15 protein-coding genes are annotated in these 13940 nt (G+C 72.7%); 9 read left to right on the top strand and 6 right to left on the bottom strand.

The features are described from left to right. Nucleotides 1-138 precede the first annotated feature (138 nt). Nucleotides 139-1176, bottom strand: a complete 1038-nt coding sequence (locus tag ACFV9Q_RS05690; protein WP_377228054.1) for a 4-hydroxy-3-methylbut-2-enyl diphosphate reductase — start codon at nt 1174-1176, stop codon at nt 139-141. Between the two features lie 63 nt (nt 1177-1239). Between ACFV9Q_RS05690 and xseA the strand changes: the two genes are divergently transcribed. The 4 genes from xseA to ACFV9Q_RS05670 all read left to right on the top strand — a co-directional run bounded on the left by xseA (nt 1240) and on the right by ACFV9Q_RS05670 (nt 5145). Next, nucleotides 1240-2502, top strand: coding sequence for an exodeoxyribonuclease VII large subunit (xseA, locus tag ACFV9Q_RS05685; RefSeq protein ID WP_377233554.1), 1263 nt, complete (start codon nt 1240-1242; stop codon nt 2500-2502). A gap of 32 nt (nt 2503-2534) precedes the next feature. After that, on the top strand, nt 2535-3419 hold the full coding sequence (locus ACFV9Q_RS05680) for a phosphotransferase enzyme family protein (RefSeq protein WP_377233553.1): 885 nt from the start codon (nt 2535-2537) through the stop codon (nt 3417-3419). A gap of 40 nt (nt 3420-3459) precedes the next feature. Further along, nucleotides 3460-4602 carry an epoxide hydrolase family protein gene (locus ACFV9Q_RS05675; RefSeq protein ID WP_377233552.1) on the top strand — a complete coding sequence of 381 codons (1143 nt, stop codon included), beginning with the start codon at nt 3460-3462 and terminating at the stop codon, nt 4600-4602. Between the two features lie 135 nt (nt 4603-4737). Further along, nucleotides 4738-5145, top strand: coding sequence for a RidA family protein (locus tag ACFV9Q_RS05670; RefSeq protein WP_377228058.1), 408 nt, complete (start codon nt 4738-4740; stop codon nt 5143-5145). On the opposite strand, the gene ACFV9Q_RS05665 is transcribed toward ACFV9Q_RS05670, so the two are convergent. The 3 genes from ACFV9Q_RS05665 to ACFV9Q_RS05655 all read right to left on the bottom strand — a co-directional run bounded on the left by ACFV9Q_RS05665 (nt 5106) and on the right by ACFV9Q_RS05655 (nt 7824). Continuing rightward, a complete protein-coding gene (locus ACFV9Q_RS05665; protein WP_377233551.1) occupies nt 5106-5759 on the bottom strand; it encodes a TetR/AcrR family transcriptional regulator in 654 nt (217 codons plus the stop codon). The genes ACFV9Q_RS05670 and ACFV9Q_RS05665 overlap by 40 nt on opposite strands. Nucleotides 5760-5830: 71 nt before the next feature. Then, complete coding sequence (locus tag ACFV9Q_RS05660) at nt 5831-6580, bottom strand: class I SAM-dependent methyltransferase (RefSeq protein ID WP_377233550.1); 750 nt, start codon at nt 6578-6580, stop codon at nt 5831-5833. Between the two features lie 26 nt (nt 6581-6606). Then, on the bottom strand, nt 6607-7824 hold the full coding sequence (locus ACFV9Q_RS05655) for an FAD-dependent monooxygenase (protein ID WP_377233549.1): 1218 nt from the start codon (nt 7822-7824) through the stop codon (nt 6607-6609). A gap of 93 nt (nt 7825-7917) precedes the next feature. On the opposite strand from ACFV9Q_RS05655, the gene ACFV9Q_RS05650 reads away from it, so the two are divergent. Both ACFV9Q_RS05650 and sigJ read left to right on the top strand, forming a co-directional pair. After that, nucleotides 7918-8532: a TetR/AcrR family transcriptional regulator gene (locus ACFV9Q_RS05650; protein ID WP_377233548.1), complete on the top strand. Its 615-nt coding sequence runs from the start codon at nt 7918-7920 to the stop codon at nt 8530-8532. Continuing rightward, on the top strand, nt 8529-9485 hold the full coding sequence (sigJ, locus tag ACFV9Q_RS05645; RefSeq protein WP_377233547.1) for an RNA polymerase sigma factor SigJ: 957 nt from the start codon (nt 8529-8531) through the stop codon (nt 9483-9485). Before ACFV9Q_RS05650 ends, sigJ begins: the two co-directional genes overlap by 4 nt. Here sigJ and ACFV9Q_RS05640 read toward each other — a convergent pair. Both ACFV9Q_RS05640 and ACFV9Q_RS05635 read right to left on the bottom strand, forming a co-directional pair. Next, the gene (locus tag ACFV9Q_RS05640) at nt 9451-10194 is read right to left on the bottom strand and encodes an SDR family oxidoreductase (RefSeq protein ID WP_377233546.1); all 744 of its coding nucleotides are present in this window, start codon (nt 10192-10194) and stop codon (nt 9451-9453) included. The genes sigJ and ACFV9Q_RS05640 overlap by 35 nt on opposite strands. 93 nt (nt 10195-10287) lie before the next feature. After that, nucleotides 10288-11907, bottom strand: coding sequence for an ABC-F family ATP-binding cassette domain-containing protein (locus ACFV9Q_RS05635; protein ID WP_377233545.1), 1620 nt, complete (start codon nt 11905-11907; stop codon nt 10288-10290). A 141-nt stretch (nt 11908-12048) separates the two neighbouring features. Here ACFV9Q_RS05635 and ACFV9Q_RS05630 point away from each other — a divergent pair, with 141 nt between their 5' ends. Genes ACFV9Q_RS05630 through ACFV9Q_RS05620 form a run of 3 tightly spaced genes read left to right on the top strand, consistent with a single transcriptional unit; the run spans nt 12049 to nt 13888 of the window. Further along, nucleotides 12049-12306: an exodeoxyribonuclease VII small subunit gene (locus ACFV9Q_RS05630; RefSeq protein WP_377233847.1), complete on the top strand. Its 258-nt coding sequence runs from the start codon at nt 12049-12051 to the stop codon at nt 12304-12306. Next, a complete protein-coding gene (locus tag ACFV9Q_RS05625; protein WP_377233544.1) occupies nt 12303-13229 on the top strand; it encodes a carbohydrate kinase in 927 nt (308 codons plus the stop codon). Before ACFV9Q_RS05630 ends, ACFV9Q_RS05625 begins: the two co-directional genes overlap by 4 nt. Beyond that, nucleotides 13226-13888 (top strand): carbonic anhydrase, encoded by a 663-nt coding sequence (locus ACFV9Q_RS05620; RefSeq protein WP_377233543.1) that lies wholly within the window; start codon nt 13226-13228, stop codon nt 13886-13888. Before ACFV9Q_RS05625 ends, ACFV9Q_RS05620 begins: the two co-directional genes overlap by 4 nt. Nucleotides 13889-13940 lie beyond the last annotated feature (52 nt).

Here is a 13940-nt window from a genome sequence, read left to right as displayed (position 1 = left end):
AAAGGGGGGGGGGGGGGGGGGGGGGGGGAGGAGAAAAAAAAGAAGAAGCAAAAAGAGAAGGGGGGGGGGGTGTGAGCACCAGCTTGGGGGGGGGGGCCGCCACCGGTGTGGTGCGGCCCGCAGCCCAGACAACAGACCTCAGGCCTGCGGGAGCTCCTTGCGGGCCTCGCGGCGCGGGCGCTTGGGCTCCTCGCCCGCGGCCTTGAGGCCGGCGCGCAGCTCGCGCGGCAGCGAGAACATGAGGTCCTCGGTCGCCGTCCGCACCTCGTCGACGGTGCCGAAGCCGTGCTCCGCGAGGTGCGTGATGACGTCCTGCACCAGGATCTCCGGCACCGACGCACCGGAGGTCACACCGACCGTGGTGACGCCCTCCAGCCACTCGTCCTTGATCTCGGTCTTGCGGTCCACGCGGTACGAGGCGGTGGCGCCCGCCTGGAGCGCGACCTCGACGAGCCGCACCGAGTTGGACGAGTTCGCCGAGCCGACCACGATGACCAGGTCGCACTCGGGCGCCAGCTTCTTCACCGCGACCTGGCGGTTCTGCGTGGCGTAGCAGATGTCGTCGCTGGGCGGGTCCTGCAGGGACGGGAACTTCTCGCGCAGCCGGCGGACGGTCTCCATGGTCTCGTCCACGGAGAGCGTGGTCTGCGAGATCCACACGACCTTGTCGGGATCGCGCACCACGACCTGGTCCACCTCGTCGGGCGAGTTGACGATCTGCACGTGCTCGGGCGCCTCGCCGGCGGTGCCCTCGACCTCCTCGTGACCGGTGTGCCCGATCAGCAGGATGTCGTAGTCGTCCTTGGCGAACCGCACGGCCTCCTTGTGCACCTTGGTGACCAGGGGGCAGGTCGCGTCGATCGTGTCGAGGCTCCGCGCCACGGCCGATGCGCGCACGGCGGGCGACACCCCGTGCGCCGAGAAGACGAGCCGGCTGCCCTCGGGCACCTCGTCGGTCTCGTTGACGAAGATGGCGCCGCGCTCGCGCAGCGTCTCGACCACGTGCTTGTTGTGCACGATCTCCTTGCGCACGTACACGGGCGCGCCGTAGGTCTCCAGGGCCTTCTCGACGGCGACCACCGCGCGGTCCACGCCGGCGCAATAACCACGGGGTGCAGCCAGCAGGACGCGCTTCGTCTTGGTCCGGGCAGGGCGCTCAGGGCTCGTGACACTCACAGGTTCAGTCTAGGGGCGGTGTGCGGAGGGCTTGTGTCGGTGGTGGGTGGCAGGGTTGGACACGTGACGGAACCGACCCAGCAGACCCTCCCGACCGAGCTGCCCGCCAAGGCGCTCGACACCACGCCCACCAGCCCCTGGCCGGTGCGCGTGCTCTCGGAGAAGATCAAGGGCTACATCGACAAGATGCCGCCGGTCTGGGTCGAGGGCCAGGTGGTGCAGTTCAACCTGCGGCCCGGTTCCGGCATGCAGTGGCTCACGCTCCGCGACACGGACGCCGACGCGTCCCTGCCCGTGACGATCTTCTCGCGCGTCCTGAGCACCCTGCCGCAGCCGCCCGCCGAGGGCGACCACGTGGTGGTGCACGCCAAGCCCGTCTTCTGGACCAAGCGCGGCACCCTGCAGATGCAGGCGAACGAGATCAAGGCCGTCGGCGTGGGCGAGCTGCTGGCCCGGATCGATGCCCTGAAGAGGGTGCTCGCCGCGGAGGGCCTGTTCGACGCCTCCCGCAAGCGCAACCTCCCGTTCCTGCCCGCCGTCGTCGGGCTGGTCTGCGGGCGCGAGTCCAAGGCGGAGCACGACGTCGTCGTCAACGCCCGTGCCCGCTGGCCCCAGGTGCGGTTCGAGATCCGCGAGGTCGCGGTGCAGGGCGTCAACGCCGTCCGCGAGGTGTCGAACGCCATCACCGAGCTCGACCAGGACCCGCGGGTCGACGTCATCGTCGTGGCGCGCGGCGGCGGCTCGGTCGAGGACCTCCTGCCGTTCAGCAACGAGTCGCTGGTGCGCACGGTGTCGCAGGTCCGCACGCCGCTGGTCAGCGCGATCGGGCACGAGACCGACGCACCGCTGCTCGACCTGGTCGCCGACTACCGCGCGTCGACCCCCACCGACGCCGCCAAGCGCATCGTGCCCGACGTCTCCGAGGAGCGGCTCCGCCTGACCCAGGCCCGTTCCCGGATGCGCGGCGCCGTCGCGGCCATGCTGGACCGCGAGCAGCGCGGGCTCGACGGCGTCCGCTCGCGCCCCGTCCTCGCGACGCCGCAGACGATGCTGGAGTCGCGCGAACGCGACCTCCTCCAGGCGATCCGGCACGGCAGGCACGCCCTCGACGCGCTGCTCCTGCGGGCGAGCGGCGAGATCGGCCGGCTCGGCGCCCAGGTCAGGGCGCTTTCTCCCGCCTCGACCCTGGAGCGCGGCTACGCCGTCGTGCAGCGGGCGGACGGCCACGTGGTGCGGAGTCCCGACGACGTGACGGTCGGGGCCGGCGTGCACGTGCGCCTGGCCCAGGGCGCGCTCGACGCGGAGGTCACCGCGACTATTCCCTAGGCCGGCGCACCAGCCGGTGTGAAGGTGGCGAGATGGACGCCCATGCGCTCGACCAGGCCCTGCGGCACCACTGGGGGCTGGACGCGACCACGGTCACCACCATCGACGGAGGCATGAACTCCAGGACGTGGCTGGTTCGCGCCGGTGACACCTCCTACGTCGCCAAGCGAGTCTCCGCGGCGGACGTCGAGCTGCTCGCAACAGGATGCTCGGTCGCCGAGCGGCTCGGCCGCGCGGGCCTGACGACCGGGAGTCCGGTGCGCACCGTGCTGGGCGCGCTCGTCGCACCGGGCGAGCGGCTGGCACTCCTCCAGCACGTCCCCGGCCGAGAGCTCGGCGGCACGACGGCCAAGGAGCAGCGCTGGATCGGGACCACCCTGGCCCAGGTGCACCACGCCGGCGCCCCCGCCCGGCAGAAGCCGGGCACCAGCGGGTTCTACGGCTGGCTGACACCCGACGCGCCCGGCGTGAGCGACCACCCCTGGCTCCCGCGCGCGGTCGAGCAAGCCCGTGGCGCGACCGACCGCCTGACCGTCACCTGGTCCGTCCTGCACACGGATCCCGCGCCCGAGGCGTTCCGGTACGACGCCGTCGGCCTCATCGACTGGACGGGCGCCTGCCGCGGCCCCGTGCTCTACGACGTCGCCTCCGCCGTGATGTACCTCGGCGGGCCGGAGCGAGCAGGTGCGTTCCTCGACGCCTACTCGGCCGCAGGCCCGCTCGACGAGTACGAGCTGCGCCATCTCGACGCGTTCCGCCGCTTCCGTTTCGCGGTCCAGGGCGCGTACTTCGCCCGGCGGCTGGCCGAACGCGACCTCACCGGCATCCGCGACGACAGCGGAAACGAGAACGGGCTCCAGGACGCCCGGCGCGGTCTGGAAGGTCTCGCACCTCGCACACCCAACGAAGAGAAGTAGAGGCCAGAACCTGTCCGCCTCTCCTGGAAAGGTAGCTGTCATGACCGAGAACACCGCACTCACCCCGTTCCGCATCGACATCCCCCAGGCCGATCTCGACGACCTGCACGACCGGCTCGCGCGCACGCGACGGCCGGTCCCCGTCCCCGGCCGCGACGACCGCACGGACTTCAGCCGCGGCATCCCGCAGGCCTACCTCACGGAGCTCGCCGAGTACTGGCGCGACGGGTTCGACTGGCGCGCGCAGGAGGCGGCGCTCAACGCCTACGAGCAGCTCACCACCGTCGTCGACGGCCAGACGTTCCACGTCGTGCACGCGCGTTCGACCAATCCGGACGCCATCCCGCTTCTCCTGAACCACGGCTGGCCGGGCTCGTTCGTCGAGTACCAGCGCCTCATCCCGCTGCTCACGGACGACTTCCACGTGGTGATCCCGTCCCTGCCGGGCTTCGGGTTCTCGACGCCGCTGTCGGGAACGGGCTGGGAGGTAGCCCGCACGACCGAGGCCTACGCCGAGATCATGACGCGGCTCGGCTACGAGCGGTTCGCCGCGCACGGCACCGACATCGGCGCGGGCACCACGGGCCGGCTGGCCGCGCTCTACCCCGAGCGGGTCATCGGCACCCACGTGGGCAGCGACGGCAGGTCGCTCGGGATGGTCGGCGACAAGTTCCCGTATCCCGAGGGCCTGACCGACGACGAGATCGGGCAGATCGAGGCGGTGCGTGCCAAGGACGCGGCCGAGCGCGGCTACTTCGAGATGCAGAACCACCGCCCCGACACCATCGGCGCGGCCCTGGTCGACTCCCCCGTCGGCCAGCTCGCGTGGATCGCCGAGAAGTTCCAGACCTGGACCAACCCCGCCCGCCCGACGCCGGACGAGTCGGTCGACCGCGACCAGCTCCTGACGAACGTCAGCCTGTACTGGTTCACCCGCAGCGGCGCCTCCAGCGCGCAGTTCTACTACGAGGCCGAGCACTCGGGCCTCGACTGGCTCGCCCCCTCGGGCGTGCCCGCGGCCTGGGCGGTGTTCGACACCCACCCGCTCATGCGCCGCGCGCTGGACCCGTGGAACGCCGTCAGCCACTGGAGCGAGCACGCCGAGGGCGGGCACTTCCCTGCGATGGAGGAGCCCGAGCTGCTCGCCGACGACATCCGCGACTTCTTCCGCAGCCTCGACTGAACCGACCTCCGGCCGGGCCCGGTCCCACGCCCGGCCGCGCCGGGCGTGACCCTGGCCACACCCTCTCGATAACATAGCATCGCAGTGTTATGTTTTGGGGGTTCGAGCAGACCGTGGAGAAGAAGGAGCAGGACGATGACCGTCAAGCTGGTGCACCCCGAAGGCGTCCACCGCGTCGACGTCCACCACCAGGTGGCCGACACGCAGGGTTCGCGCACCGTCTACCTGGCCGGCCAGGTGTCGTGGGACACCGAGGGCAACCTCGTGGGCCGGGACGACGTGGCCGCACAGGCCGAGAAGGCCTACCTCAACATCGCCGCCGCGCTCGACGCGGTCGGGGCGACGGCGGCCGACCTGGCCAAGGTGACCGTCTACATCGTCGACCTCGACGCGGACAAGGCCGAGCAGTTCGTCATCGGACGTGAGCGGGCCGCCGCGAAGCTGGGCGTCGAGTTCCAGCAGCCGAGCACCTGGATCGGTGTCACCGCGCTGGCCGCGCCGGGCTACGTGGTCGAGGTCGACGCCATCGCCGTGCTCCCCTGAGGCGGGCGCAGCGCGACCCAGCCGGCCTCGACCGAGCGCCGGCACACCGCGGGATCGTCGCCGGCCGCGACGATCACCGCGGTGAGCAGGGGAATTCCTGAGGCGAGGGTGCGCCGGGAGGCGACCCGGCTCACGACCAGCGACACGATCCCGTGGCTGACCGTCCAGACCTCGGTGGCGAGCCGCTCGGGGTCGGCGTCCTCGGCGATGCGGCCCGCGTCGCGACAGCGCCGCGCGGCGCGCACGAGATAGCCGAGGGTCGACTCGGCGGCCTCGACGTCCTCGAGCTCGACTGTCGCGTCGAACATGACCCGGTAGAGGTCGGGGAACTCGAGCGCGTTGACGACGTAGGCCGCGACCCCCGCCACGAGGTCCTCGACGGGGTCGTCCGGCACGACGAGGGCCTCGAACCGCGCCGAGAGCCGCGTGAAGCCCTCCTGGCGCAGCGCGCGCCACACCCCGTCCATCCCGCCGAAGTAGGTGTAGACCGCCATCGTCGAGACCCCGGTCCCGTCGACGAGCGACCGCAGCGTGATGGGTTCGCGCTCGCGCAGCATCCGCGCCGCACGCTCCAGGAGCTGCGTGCGCACTGCCGGGTCCTTCTGCCTCGCCATGCGGGAATCCTATGACATGGCACTGCCATGAAAAGAGCGCGCCGCGCCCCTAGCCCCGGCGGGCCGCGCCCCTAGCTTCGGCGGGCCACGAACACCCACTCCAGGCCCGGCCGGTCGGGCGCGTCCAGCACCTCCTCGACCGTGAACCCGGCGGCGGCCAGCGACGCCTCGACCTCGTCGCGCTCCCGGAACCGCAGCGTCGAGACCGAGGTGACCACGTCGCCGTCGGGCAGCAGGCCGGGCGGGAAGCGGTAGGTGTGCTGGAAGGTGACCAGCGGGAGCGCGACCTCCAGCAGCTCGGTCCAGGTCTCGACCTCGCCGACGCCGGGGATCGTGCGGCGGGCCGACCAGTGCTCGCGCGTCCAGCGGAGCCAGGCCTGGCGCGCGGGGACCCGGGTCTCGAACACGAGCACCCCGCCGGGCCGGAGCGCGTCGTGGACCGCCGCGAGCGCCCGCGCCCAGTCGTCGTCGCCGGTGAAGACCTGTGCCACGTTGCCGGTCATCGTGGCGAGGTCGGCCGCGAGGCCCAGCCCGGCGACGGCGTCGGCCCCGCCCTCGACCCAGGTCACACCCTCGGCGCCGGGCTTGCGGCGGGCCACCTCCAGGGAGGCGGCGGCGGGGTCGACGCCGGTCACGGCCAGGCCGCGGGAGGCCAGCAGCAGGGCGAGCACGCCGGTGCCGCAGCCGACGTCGACGACGCTGCGGGCGCCCAGCCGCTCGGCGAGGCCGGCGTACAGGTCGAGGTCGCTGCGGTCGTCGTCGAAGGCGTCGTAGAGGCGCGCGAGGCGGGGGTCCACGAAGATCGGGTCGGGTGTGGTCATGGCCCTATGCTCGCCCAACGCACCGCCTATCGGGGAGATCTCATGGGTGCGCGGGACGGCGCCGCCTCACCCGAACGGCCGTAGTCGGGGACCAGCCGAGTCAGGACGGCGCCGACCGGACCACGCTGGACCAGCCGCATCACGGTCGTCATCGCGCGGATGCCCGATCGCGTGCGCGGGGCGAACGAGCGGACCCGGCCCGGGTACATCGCCTGCGCCCGGACGGTCACGGGTCGCATTGCTGCCTCGTAGGCCGCGAGCGCCCCTTCGACGTCCTCCGGGAGCCTGGCGCCGAGCTGGTCGGCGAGCACTGCGGCGCCTCGGAGGGCGAGTGCGGTTCCGAGGCCGCTGAGCGGGCTGGCGCACCAGGCACTGTCTCCGAGGAGGACGACGTGCCCCTGTGACCAGGTGTCCATCTGGATCTGGTCGTAGGTGTCGAGCGCGAAGTCGTCGGCCGTGCGGGCGGCGGCCAGGAACTCGGGGGTGCGCCAGCCGACGTCCGCGAAGGTGCGCTCGAGGAGCGCGAACCGTGCCTCGGCGTCACCACGGGGCGGCAGCATGTCGGCGGGGAACGTCAGGCCGACCTCCTGCTCGCCCGGGTGCCCGGGCCGCGCCTCCACGACGCGGGCCCCCGGCACGTTGTGCATGAGGAACCAGCCGTCGAGCCCGGGGGTCGTCGGTGTCTCGTCCAGCGTGAACCATGCGTGGGCCAGACCGAGCGGCCGCCTGAACGCCTCCTCGGGCCCGAGGACGAGCCGGCGCACACGGGAGTGCGCGCCGTCCGCGCCGACCACGAGGTCGTAGCGCTCCGGCGGGTGCTCGCGGAACTGGACCGAGACTCCGCCGTCCACCTCGGTGAGCCCGACGACCGTGTCCCCGAAGCGGTGCGAGGTCCGCGGGCCGGTGGCGCCGTGGAGTATTCGCGCGAGGTCGGTGCGCAGCAGCTCCTCCGAGGAGACGAAGCCCGCACCGCCGAAAGCCTCGACCGGCATCTCCGCGCGTCGGCGCTCGTGCTCGTCGATCCAGGCGATGCCCCGCTGTTCGACCGTCGCCGCGAGGGCGGCGTCGAGCAGCCCGAGTCGCTCCAGCACGTCGCGGCTGTTGCCACGCAGGTCCACGGTCTGCCCGCCGGCACGGAGGGCCGGCGCGATCTCGACGACGTCGACCTGCCAGCCGGCCCGGTCGAGCAGCACGGCCAGCGCGTCGCCGGCGATCCCGGCCCCCACGATCAGCACCTTCGACATCTCGCCCTCCCCATCTTGATGCGAATCATTTCGCGTTAGTGAGCATAGGACGGCCCTCCCGCTAATGCAATCCACTTGCGATAAGGTGGGCGCATGTCAGACCCACACGACGCGGGGTTCCAGGCGACCGGCACCGTTCGCCCTGGCGGTCGGACGGCACGGACCCGGTCCGCCGTGCACGACGCGGTGCGCGAGCTCATGGCGGCGAACGGCGGCGAATCGCCGGACATCCCCGAGGTCGCCGCGCACGCAGGGGTCCACCCGGCGACGATCTACCGACGCTGGCGCACACGCGACGCGCTGGCGCTCGACGTCGCGGTGTCCGACGTGAACGAGTCGTCCCCCATCCCCGCCACCGGCGACCTGCGCGCCGACCTGCTGACCTACACCCGCGATCTCATCGAGACGTTCAACAGGCCCGGAGGGCTCTCGTTCGTCCAGGCGCTCGCGACGGCATCACGCGACACGCACCTGGGCCCGGAGCGGACCCAGGAGCTGCTCCGCCCGCGGTTCGAGCTCTTCCAGCGGATGCTCGACGCGAGCGGCGCGACGGAGCTCGAGCCCATCGACCTGGTCCTGCTGATCCTCGCGCCGGCCCACCTCGGTACGGCCTTCGGCATGTTCGGACAGGGCGCCGACGCCGAGGCGCTCGTCGACAACGTGCTCGACGTCGCCGCCGGTCGACGAGCACGGCGGAGTGCGGAATGACCGGCGACGTGGACACGCTCGATGACGCCGCGGAGGTCTTCGCGTCGGCCCGCCGCCGGCTGTTCGGCATCGCGTACCGCATGCTCGGCTCGGCCGCGGAGGCCGAGGACGTGGTGCAGGAGACCTGGGTGCGGTGGCAGACGACGGACCGGTCGGTCGTCGTCAACCCGCAGGCGTTCCTGACGACGGCGGCGACCCGGCTGGCGATCAACGTGCTGCAGAGCGCGCGGTCGCGGCGCGAGACGTACGTCGGACCGTGGCTGCCGGAGCCGGTGGACACGAGCGCGGACCCGACGCTGGGCGCGGAGCGCGCGGAGGCCCTGGACGTCGCGGTGCTGGTGCTGCTCGAGAAGCTCTCCCCCACGGAGCGCGCCGCGTACGTGCTGCGCGAGGCGTTCGACTACGGGTACCCGGAGATCGCCCAGATCGTGGGGGTCTCCCCCACCGCCACCCGCCAGCTCGTGAGCCGGGCCCGCAAGCACCTCGTCTCGGAGCGCAAGAACACGGTGAGCGACACGGCCCGGCGCGACCTGCTCACGGCGTTCCTCGCCGCGGCCCGGGTGGGCGACGTCGCCCGGCTGGAGCAGCTGTTCGCCGAGGACGTCGTGACGCGTGCCGACAGCAACGGCCGGGCCAAGAACGTCGCCCGCGTCGTGGTCCAGGGCCGCGCCAAGGTGGCCCGGGTCCTGTCGTCGTTCGCGGAGGTCTTCTGGGCGGGCATCACCACGCGGCCCATCGAGGTCAACGGCGCCGAGGGCTTCGCGATGGAGCGGGACGGCGCGCTGGTCGGCGTCCTGTCCGCGATCGTGTCCGAGGACGGCGTGCAGGAGCTGATGTGGCAGATGAACCCCGACAAGACGGCGCCGCTCCGGCGGGCCTGGGCGGACCAGGCCGCGCCGGAGGCGGGCACCGGGGACGCTACGCCTGAGCCGCCCGCCACTGCTCGTAGCTGACCTCGCCGAGCTGGGCCTCCCCCGCGGGGACGAGCTCGGCGTCCTTGAGCTCCGCGCCGAAGTAGGTCGCGCTCGGGTCGGCGACCACCTCGCGGGGGTCGTCCTTCGAGGCGAGGTGCTTGCGCACGATCTCGTCGAACCCGAAGGTCTCGGGGCCGGCGATCTCGATGGTCGCGCCGAGGGGCGTGCCCGCGGCGGTCCGGCCGACGAACTTGGCGACGTCCGCCGAGGCGATCGGCTGGAAGCGGACGGGCGCGATGTGGACGACGCCGTCGACGGTCGCCGTGTCGGCGATCGAGGCGAGGAACTCGAAGAACTGCGTGGACCGGACGATCGACCAGCCCGAGCCGGAGGCCTTGACCAGGTCCTCCTGCACGACCTTCGCGCGCATGTAGCCGGAGTCGATGCCGTCGGCGCCGACGATCGAGACGATCACGTGGTGCTGCACGCCGGCCTTCTTCTCCGCCTCCAGGAGGTTGGTCGTCGAGGTCCGGAAGAAGTTGGTGACGTCCTCCTCGGCGAACGACGGCGAGTTGCTGAGGTCGATCACCACCTGCGCGCCCTCCAGCACCTCGTCAAGACCCTCACCGGTCAGGGTGTTCACGCCGGTCTGGGGCGCGGCGGCGACCGCCTCGTGCCCGTGCGCCTCCAGATTCTTCACGACCTGGCTGCCGACGAGGCCCGTGCCGCCGATGACCACGATCTTCATGGTGTGCTCCTTGGTTGGCGATGTTCGCGGACGGGCCCGGACGGCCCGTCACGTGTTCGACCGGGAGCACCCCGGATCTGTGACAGACGCCGCTCAGCGCTCCCGGTCGACCCGCCGCTCGTCCCACACGGGCTCCGGCGTCTCGCGCACGATGCCGTCGGAGCCGAAGACCAGGTACCGGTCGAACGACCGCGCGAACCAGCGGTCGTGGGTCACTGCCAGCACCGTGCCGTCGAAGGACTCCAGGCCCTCCTGCAGCGCCTCGGCCGACTCCAGGTCGAGGTTGTCGGTGGGCTCGTCGAGCAGCAGCGCCGTCGAGCCCGCGAGCTCCAGCAGCAGGATCTGGAACCGGGCCTGCTGGCCGCCCGACAGCCGGTCGAACGGCCGCTCGGCCGCCACGGTGAGCTCGTAGCGCCGCAGGCGCGCCATCGCCTTGCCCTTGTCCTGCGCGTGGTCCTCCCACAGGATGTCGAGCAGCGCGCGCCCGAACAGCTCGGGGTGGGCGTGGGTCTGCGCGAAGTGGCCGGCGACCACGCGCGCCCCGAGCTTCCACGAGCCCGAGTGCGCGACGTCGCCGCCCGCGAGGAGCCGCAGGAAGTGCGACTTGCCCGACCCGTTCGAGCCCAGCACCGCGACCCGCTCGCCGTAGAAGATCTCCAGGTCGAACGGCTTCATGAGCCCCGTGAGCTCCAGCCCCTCGCAGGTCACGGCCCGCAGGCCGGTGCGCCCGCCGCGCAGGTGCATCGTGATGTCCTGCTCGCGCGGCGGCTCGGGCGGCGGGCCGACCTCCTCGAACTTGCGCAGGCGGGTCTGCGCCGCCCGGTAGCGCGAGGCCATGTCGGGGCTGCTCGCGGCCTGGTTGCGCAGGGTCAGCACGAGCTTCTTGAGCTGCGCGTGCTTCTCGTCCCAGCGGCGGCGCAGCTCCTCGAACCGCGCGAACCGCTCGCGCCGCGCCTCGTGGAACGTGGCGAACCCGCCGCCGTGCACCCAGGCGTCGGCCCCGGCCGGGCCGGGCTCCAGCGACACGATGCGATCGGCCACCGTGGAGAGCAGCTCGCGGTCGTGCGACACGAACAGGACCGTCTTGCGGGTGGCCCTGAGCTGCTCCTCCAGCCACCGCTTGCCCGGCACGTCCAGGTAGTTGTCCGGCTCGTCGAGCAGCAGCACCTCGTCGGTGCCGCGCAGCAGCGCCTCCAGCACGAGCCGCTTCTGCTCGCCGCCGGACATGGTCCGCACCTCGCGGAACTGCGCGCGGTCGTAGGGCACGCCGAGGGCGGCCATGGTGCACACGTCCCACAGCGTCTCGGCCTCGTACCCGCGCACCTCGGCCCAGTCCGACAGCGCCTGCGCGTACGCCATCTGGGCGTCCTCGTCGTCGACGGTGAGCATCGCGTGCTCGGCCTCGTCGACCGCCCGCGCCGCCTGCTGCAGGCGCGCGTCGGAGACGGAGACCAGCAGGTCGCGCACCGTGGTCTCGTCGCGCACCGAGCCCACGAACTGGCGCATCACGCCTAGCCCTCCGCTGACGACCACGGAGCCGCCGTGCGGCTCCAGCTCACCGGTGATCAGGCACAGGAGCGTCGTCTTGCCCGCGCCGTTGGGGCCCACGATCGCCGTCGCGCTGCCCTCGCCCACGCGGAACGAGACGTCCCCCAGGAGGGTCCGGCCGTCCGGCAGGTGGTACTCGGCATGCGCTACTTCCAGATGGCCCATGGGTCACCATGGTCCGATGCCGGACCGGCCTGGACCAAACTGATTCCGGTCCGGCCGCCGGAGCCACCCGTCGAACCTGTGGACGGCGGACCCCGGATGTCGGCGGTGTGCTGTTGACTGTTCCCCGTGAGTACAGATGCTGTGACCGATGCAGGCGAGCCGGTGAGGACCCCCGACGTCGCCTCCCTCAGCTACGAGCAGGCGCGCGACGAGCTCGTGCAGGTCGTCGGCCGGCTGGAGGCCGGCGGCGAGCCGCTGGAGGCGTCCCTGGCGCTCTGGGAGCGCGGGGAGGCCCTGGCCGCCCGCTGCCAGGAGTGGCTCGACGGCGCCCGCGAGCGCCTCGCCGCCGCGCAGAACGCGTCGACGGCCGCGGCCGACTCGACGGAGGACGCCGAGTGAGCGCGCACGTCCTCGCCGTGGGCGAGGCCCTGGTGGACGAGGTGCGCCGGCCCGACGGCTCCTCGGCCGAGCATCCCGGCGGCAGCATCGCGAACGTGGCGCTCACGCTGGGCCGCCTGGGCCGGGAGGTCCGGCTCGCGACGTGGCTCGGGGCCGACGCGCGGGGCGACCTCGTGCGCGGCTGGCTCGCGGAGTCGCAGGTGGGGCTCGTCGAGGGCAGCGACGGCGCGGAGCGCACGAGCGTCGCGGTGGCCACGCTGGACGACGGCGGCTCGGCGAGCTACGACTTCGACCTCACCTGGCAGGTCCCCGCGGAGGCGCTGCAGGACGCCGGGGCCGGCGACGCGCTCGGCGTCCACACCGGCTCGATCGCGGCGATGCTGGAGCCGGGCGCGACGCAGGTGCGCCAGGTGCTCGAGGCCGCGCGGGGCACGTCGACCACGACCTACGACCCGAACGCCCGGCCCGCGATCATGGGCCCGGCCGACGAGGTCCGCCCGCACGTCGAGGCGCTCGTGCAGCTCTCAGACGTGGTCAAGGTGAGCGACGAGGACCTGGCCTGGCTCTATCCGGACACCGATCCGGTGGCCGTCGCCCGCGACTGGCAGCGCGGCACGCCCGCGCTGGTGGTCGTCACCTTCGGCGGCAAGGGCGCGGTGGCCGTGTCCGACGCCGGGGAGGTCGAGGCAGTGGCGCCGAGCGTCGAGGTGGTCGACACCGTGGGCGCCGGCGACTCGTTCATGGGCGCCCTGATCGACGGCCTGTGGGAGCACGACCTGCTGGGCGCGGCCCGGCGGGACGCGCTGAACGCCGTCGACGTGGCGACGGTGCGGCGGCTGCTGGACCGCTGCGTCGCCGTCGCCGCGATCACTGTTTCCCGGGCGGGCGCCAACCCGCCGCGTCGCGAGGAGGTCGGACTGTGAGCACCACCCAGAACCCGGAACGGCTCAGCCCCAGCGCGGCCTGGACCCGGCTGCGCGAGGGGAACGAGCGGTTCGTCGCGGACGCCCCCGCGCACCCGTCGCAGAACGCGGACCGGCGGCGTGAGCTGCAGGCCGCGCAGCACCCGCACACCGTGATCTTCGGCTGCTCGGACTCGCGAGTGGCCGCGGAGATCATCTTCGACCAGGGCCTGGGCGACGTGTTCGTGGTGCGAACCGCGGGGCACGTCGTGGACACCACGGTGGTCGGCTCGATCGAGTACGGGGTCGAGGTGCTCGGTGCGTCGCTCGTGGTGGTGCTGGGGCACGACTCGTGCGGCGCGGTCGCCGCCGCCGCGCACACGCTCGCCACGGGCGAGCAGCCCCCGGGCTTCGTGCGCGCCGTCGTGGACCGCGTGATCCCGTCGATCGCGAGCATCACCTCGGGCGACCCGGCCCAGGCGATGACCGCGCTGTCCGACCAGAACGTGCTGCGCCGCGAGCACGTGAAGCACACGGTCGGCATGCTGCACGGCTACTCGGCGGCGCTGGCGAGCGCGGTCAAGGAGGGCCGGTGCGCCGTCGTCGGCCTGGAGTACGACCTGGCCGAGGGCAGCGCGCGCATGGTCGACGTGATCGGCGAGGTGGGCGAGCAGCCCTGACCGCCGGGCGGCCGGAAGGGCTCGGGCGGGCCGGGGTGACACGAGTCACGCG

Source organism: Promicromonospora sp. NPDC059942 (genome assembly GCF_042731755.1).
In the GTDB taxonomy this organism is placed as follows: domain Bacteria; phylum Actinomycetota; class Actinomycetes; order Actinomycetales; family Cellulomonadaceae; genus Promicromonospora.
The sequence above is the reverse complement of the archived record's forward strand: the minus strand, read 5'-3'. Positions and strand labels throughout refer to the sequence as shown.

Bases quoted from the DNA above. Each gene is read 5' to 3' on its own strand.
- ACFV9Q_RS05680 (WP_377233553.1), top strand. From the start codon at position 2,535: ATGGACGCCCATGCGCTCGACCAGGCCCTGCGGCACCACTGGGGGCTG.
- ACFV9Q_RS05675 (WP_377233552.1), top strand. From the start codon at position 3,460: ATGACCGAGAACACCGCACTCACCCCGTTCCGCATCGACATCCCCCAG.
- ACFV9Q_RS05670 (WP_377228058.1), top strand. From the start codon at position 4,738: ATGACCGTCAAGCTGGTGCACCCCGAAGGCGTCCACCGCGTCGACGTC.
- ACFV9Q_RS05665 (WP_377233551.1), bottom strand. From the start codon at position 5,759: ATGGCGAGGCAGAAGGACCCGGCAGTGCGCACGCAGCTCCTGGAGCGT.
- ACFV9Q_RS05660 (WP_377233550.1), bottom strand. From the start codon at position 6,580: ATGACCACACCCGACCCGATCTTCGTGGACCCCCGCCTCGCGCGCCTC.
- ACFV9Q_RS05655 (WP_377233549.1), bottom strand. From the start codon at position 7,824: ATGTCGAAGGTGCTGATCGTGGGGGCCGGGATCGCCGGCGACGCGCTG.
- ACFV9Q_RS05650 (WP_377233548.1), top strand. From the start codon at position 7,918: ATGTCAGACCCACACGACGCGGGGTTCCAGGCGACCGGCACCGTTCGC.
- sigJ (WP_377233547.1), top strand. From the start codon at position 8,529: ATGACCGGCGACGTGGACACGCTCGATGACGCCGCGGAGGTCTTCGCG.
- ACFV9Q_RS05640 (WP_377233546.1), bottom strand. From the start codon at position 10,194: ATGAAGATCGTGGTCATCGGCGGCACGGGCCTCGTCGGCAGCCAGGTC.
- ACFV9Q_RS05635 (WP_377233545.1), bottom strand. From the start codon at position 11,907: ATGGGCCATCTGGAAGTAGCGCATGCCGAGTACCACCTGCCGGACGGC.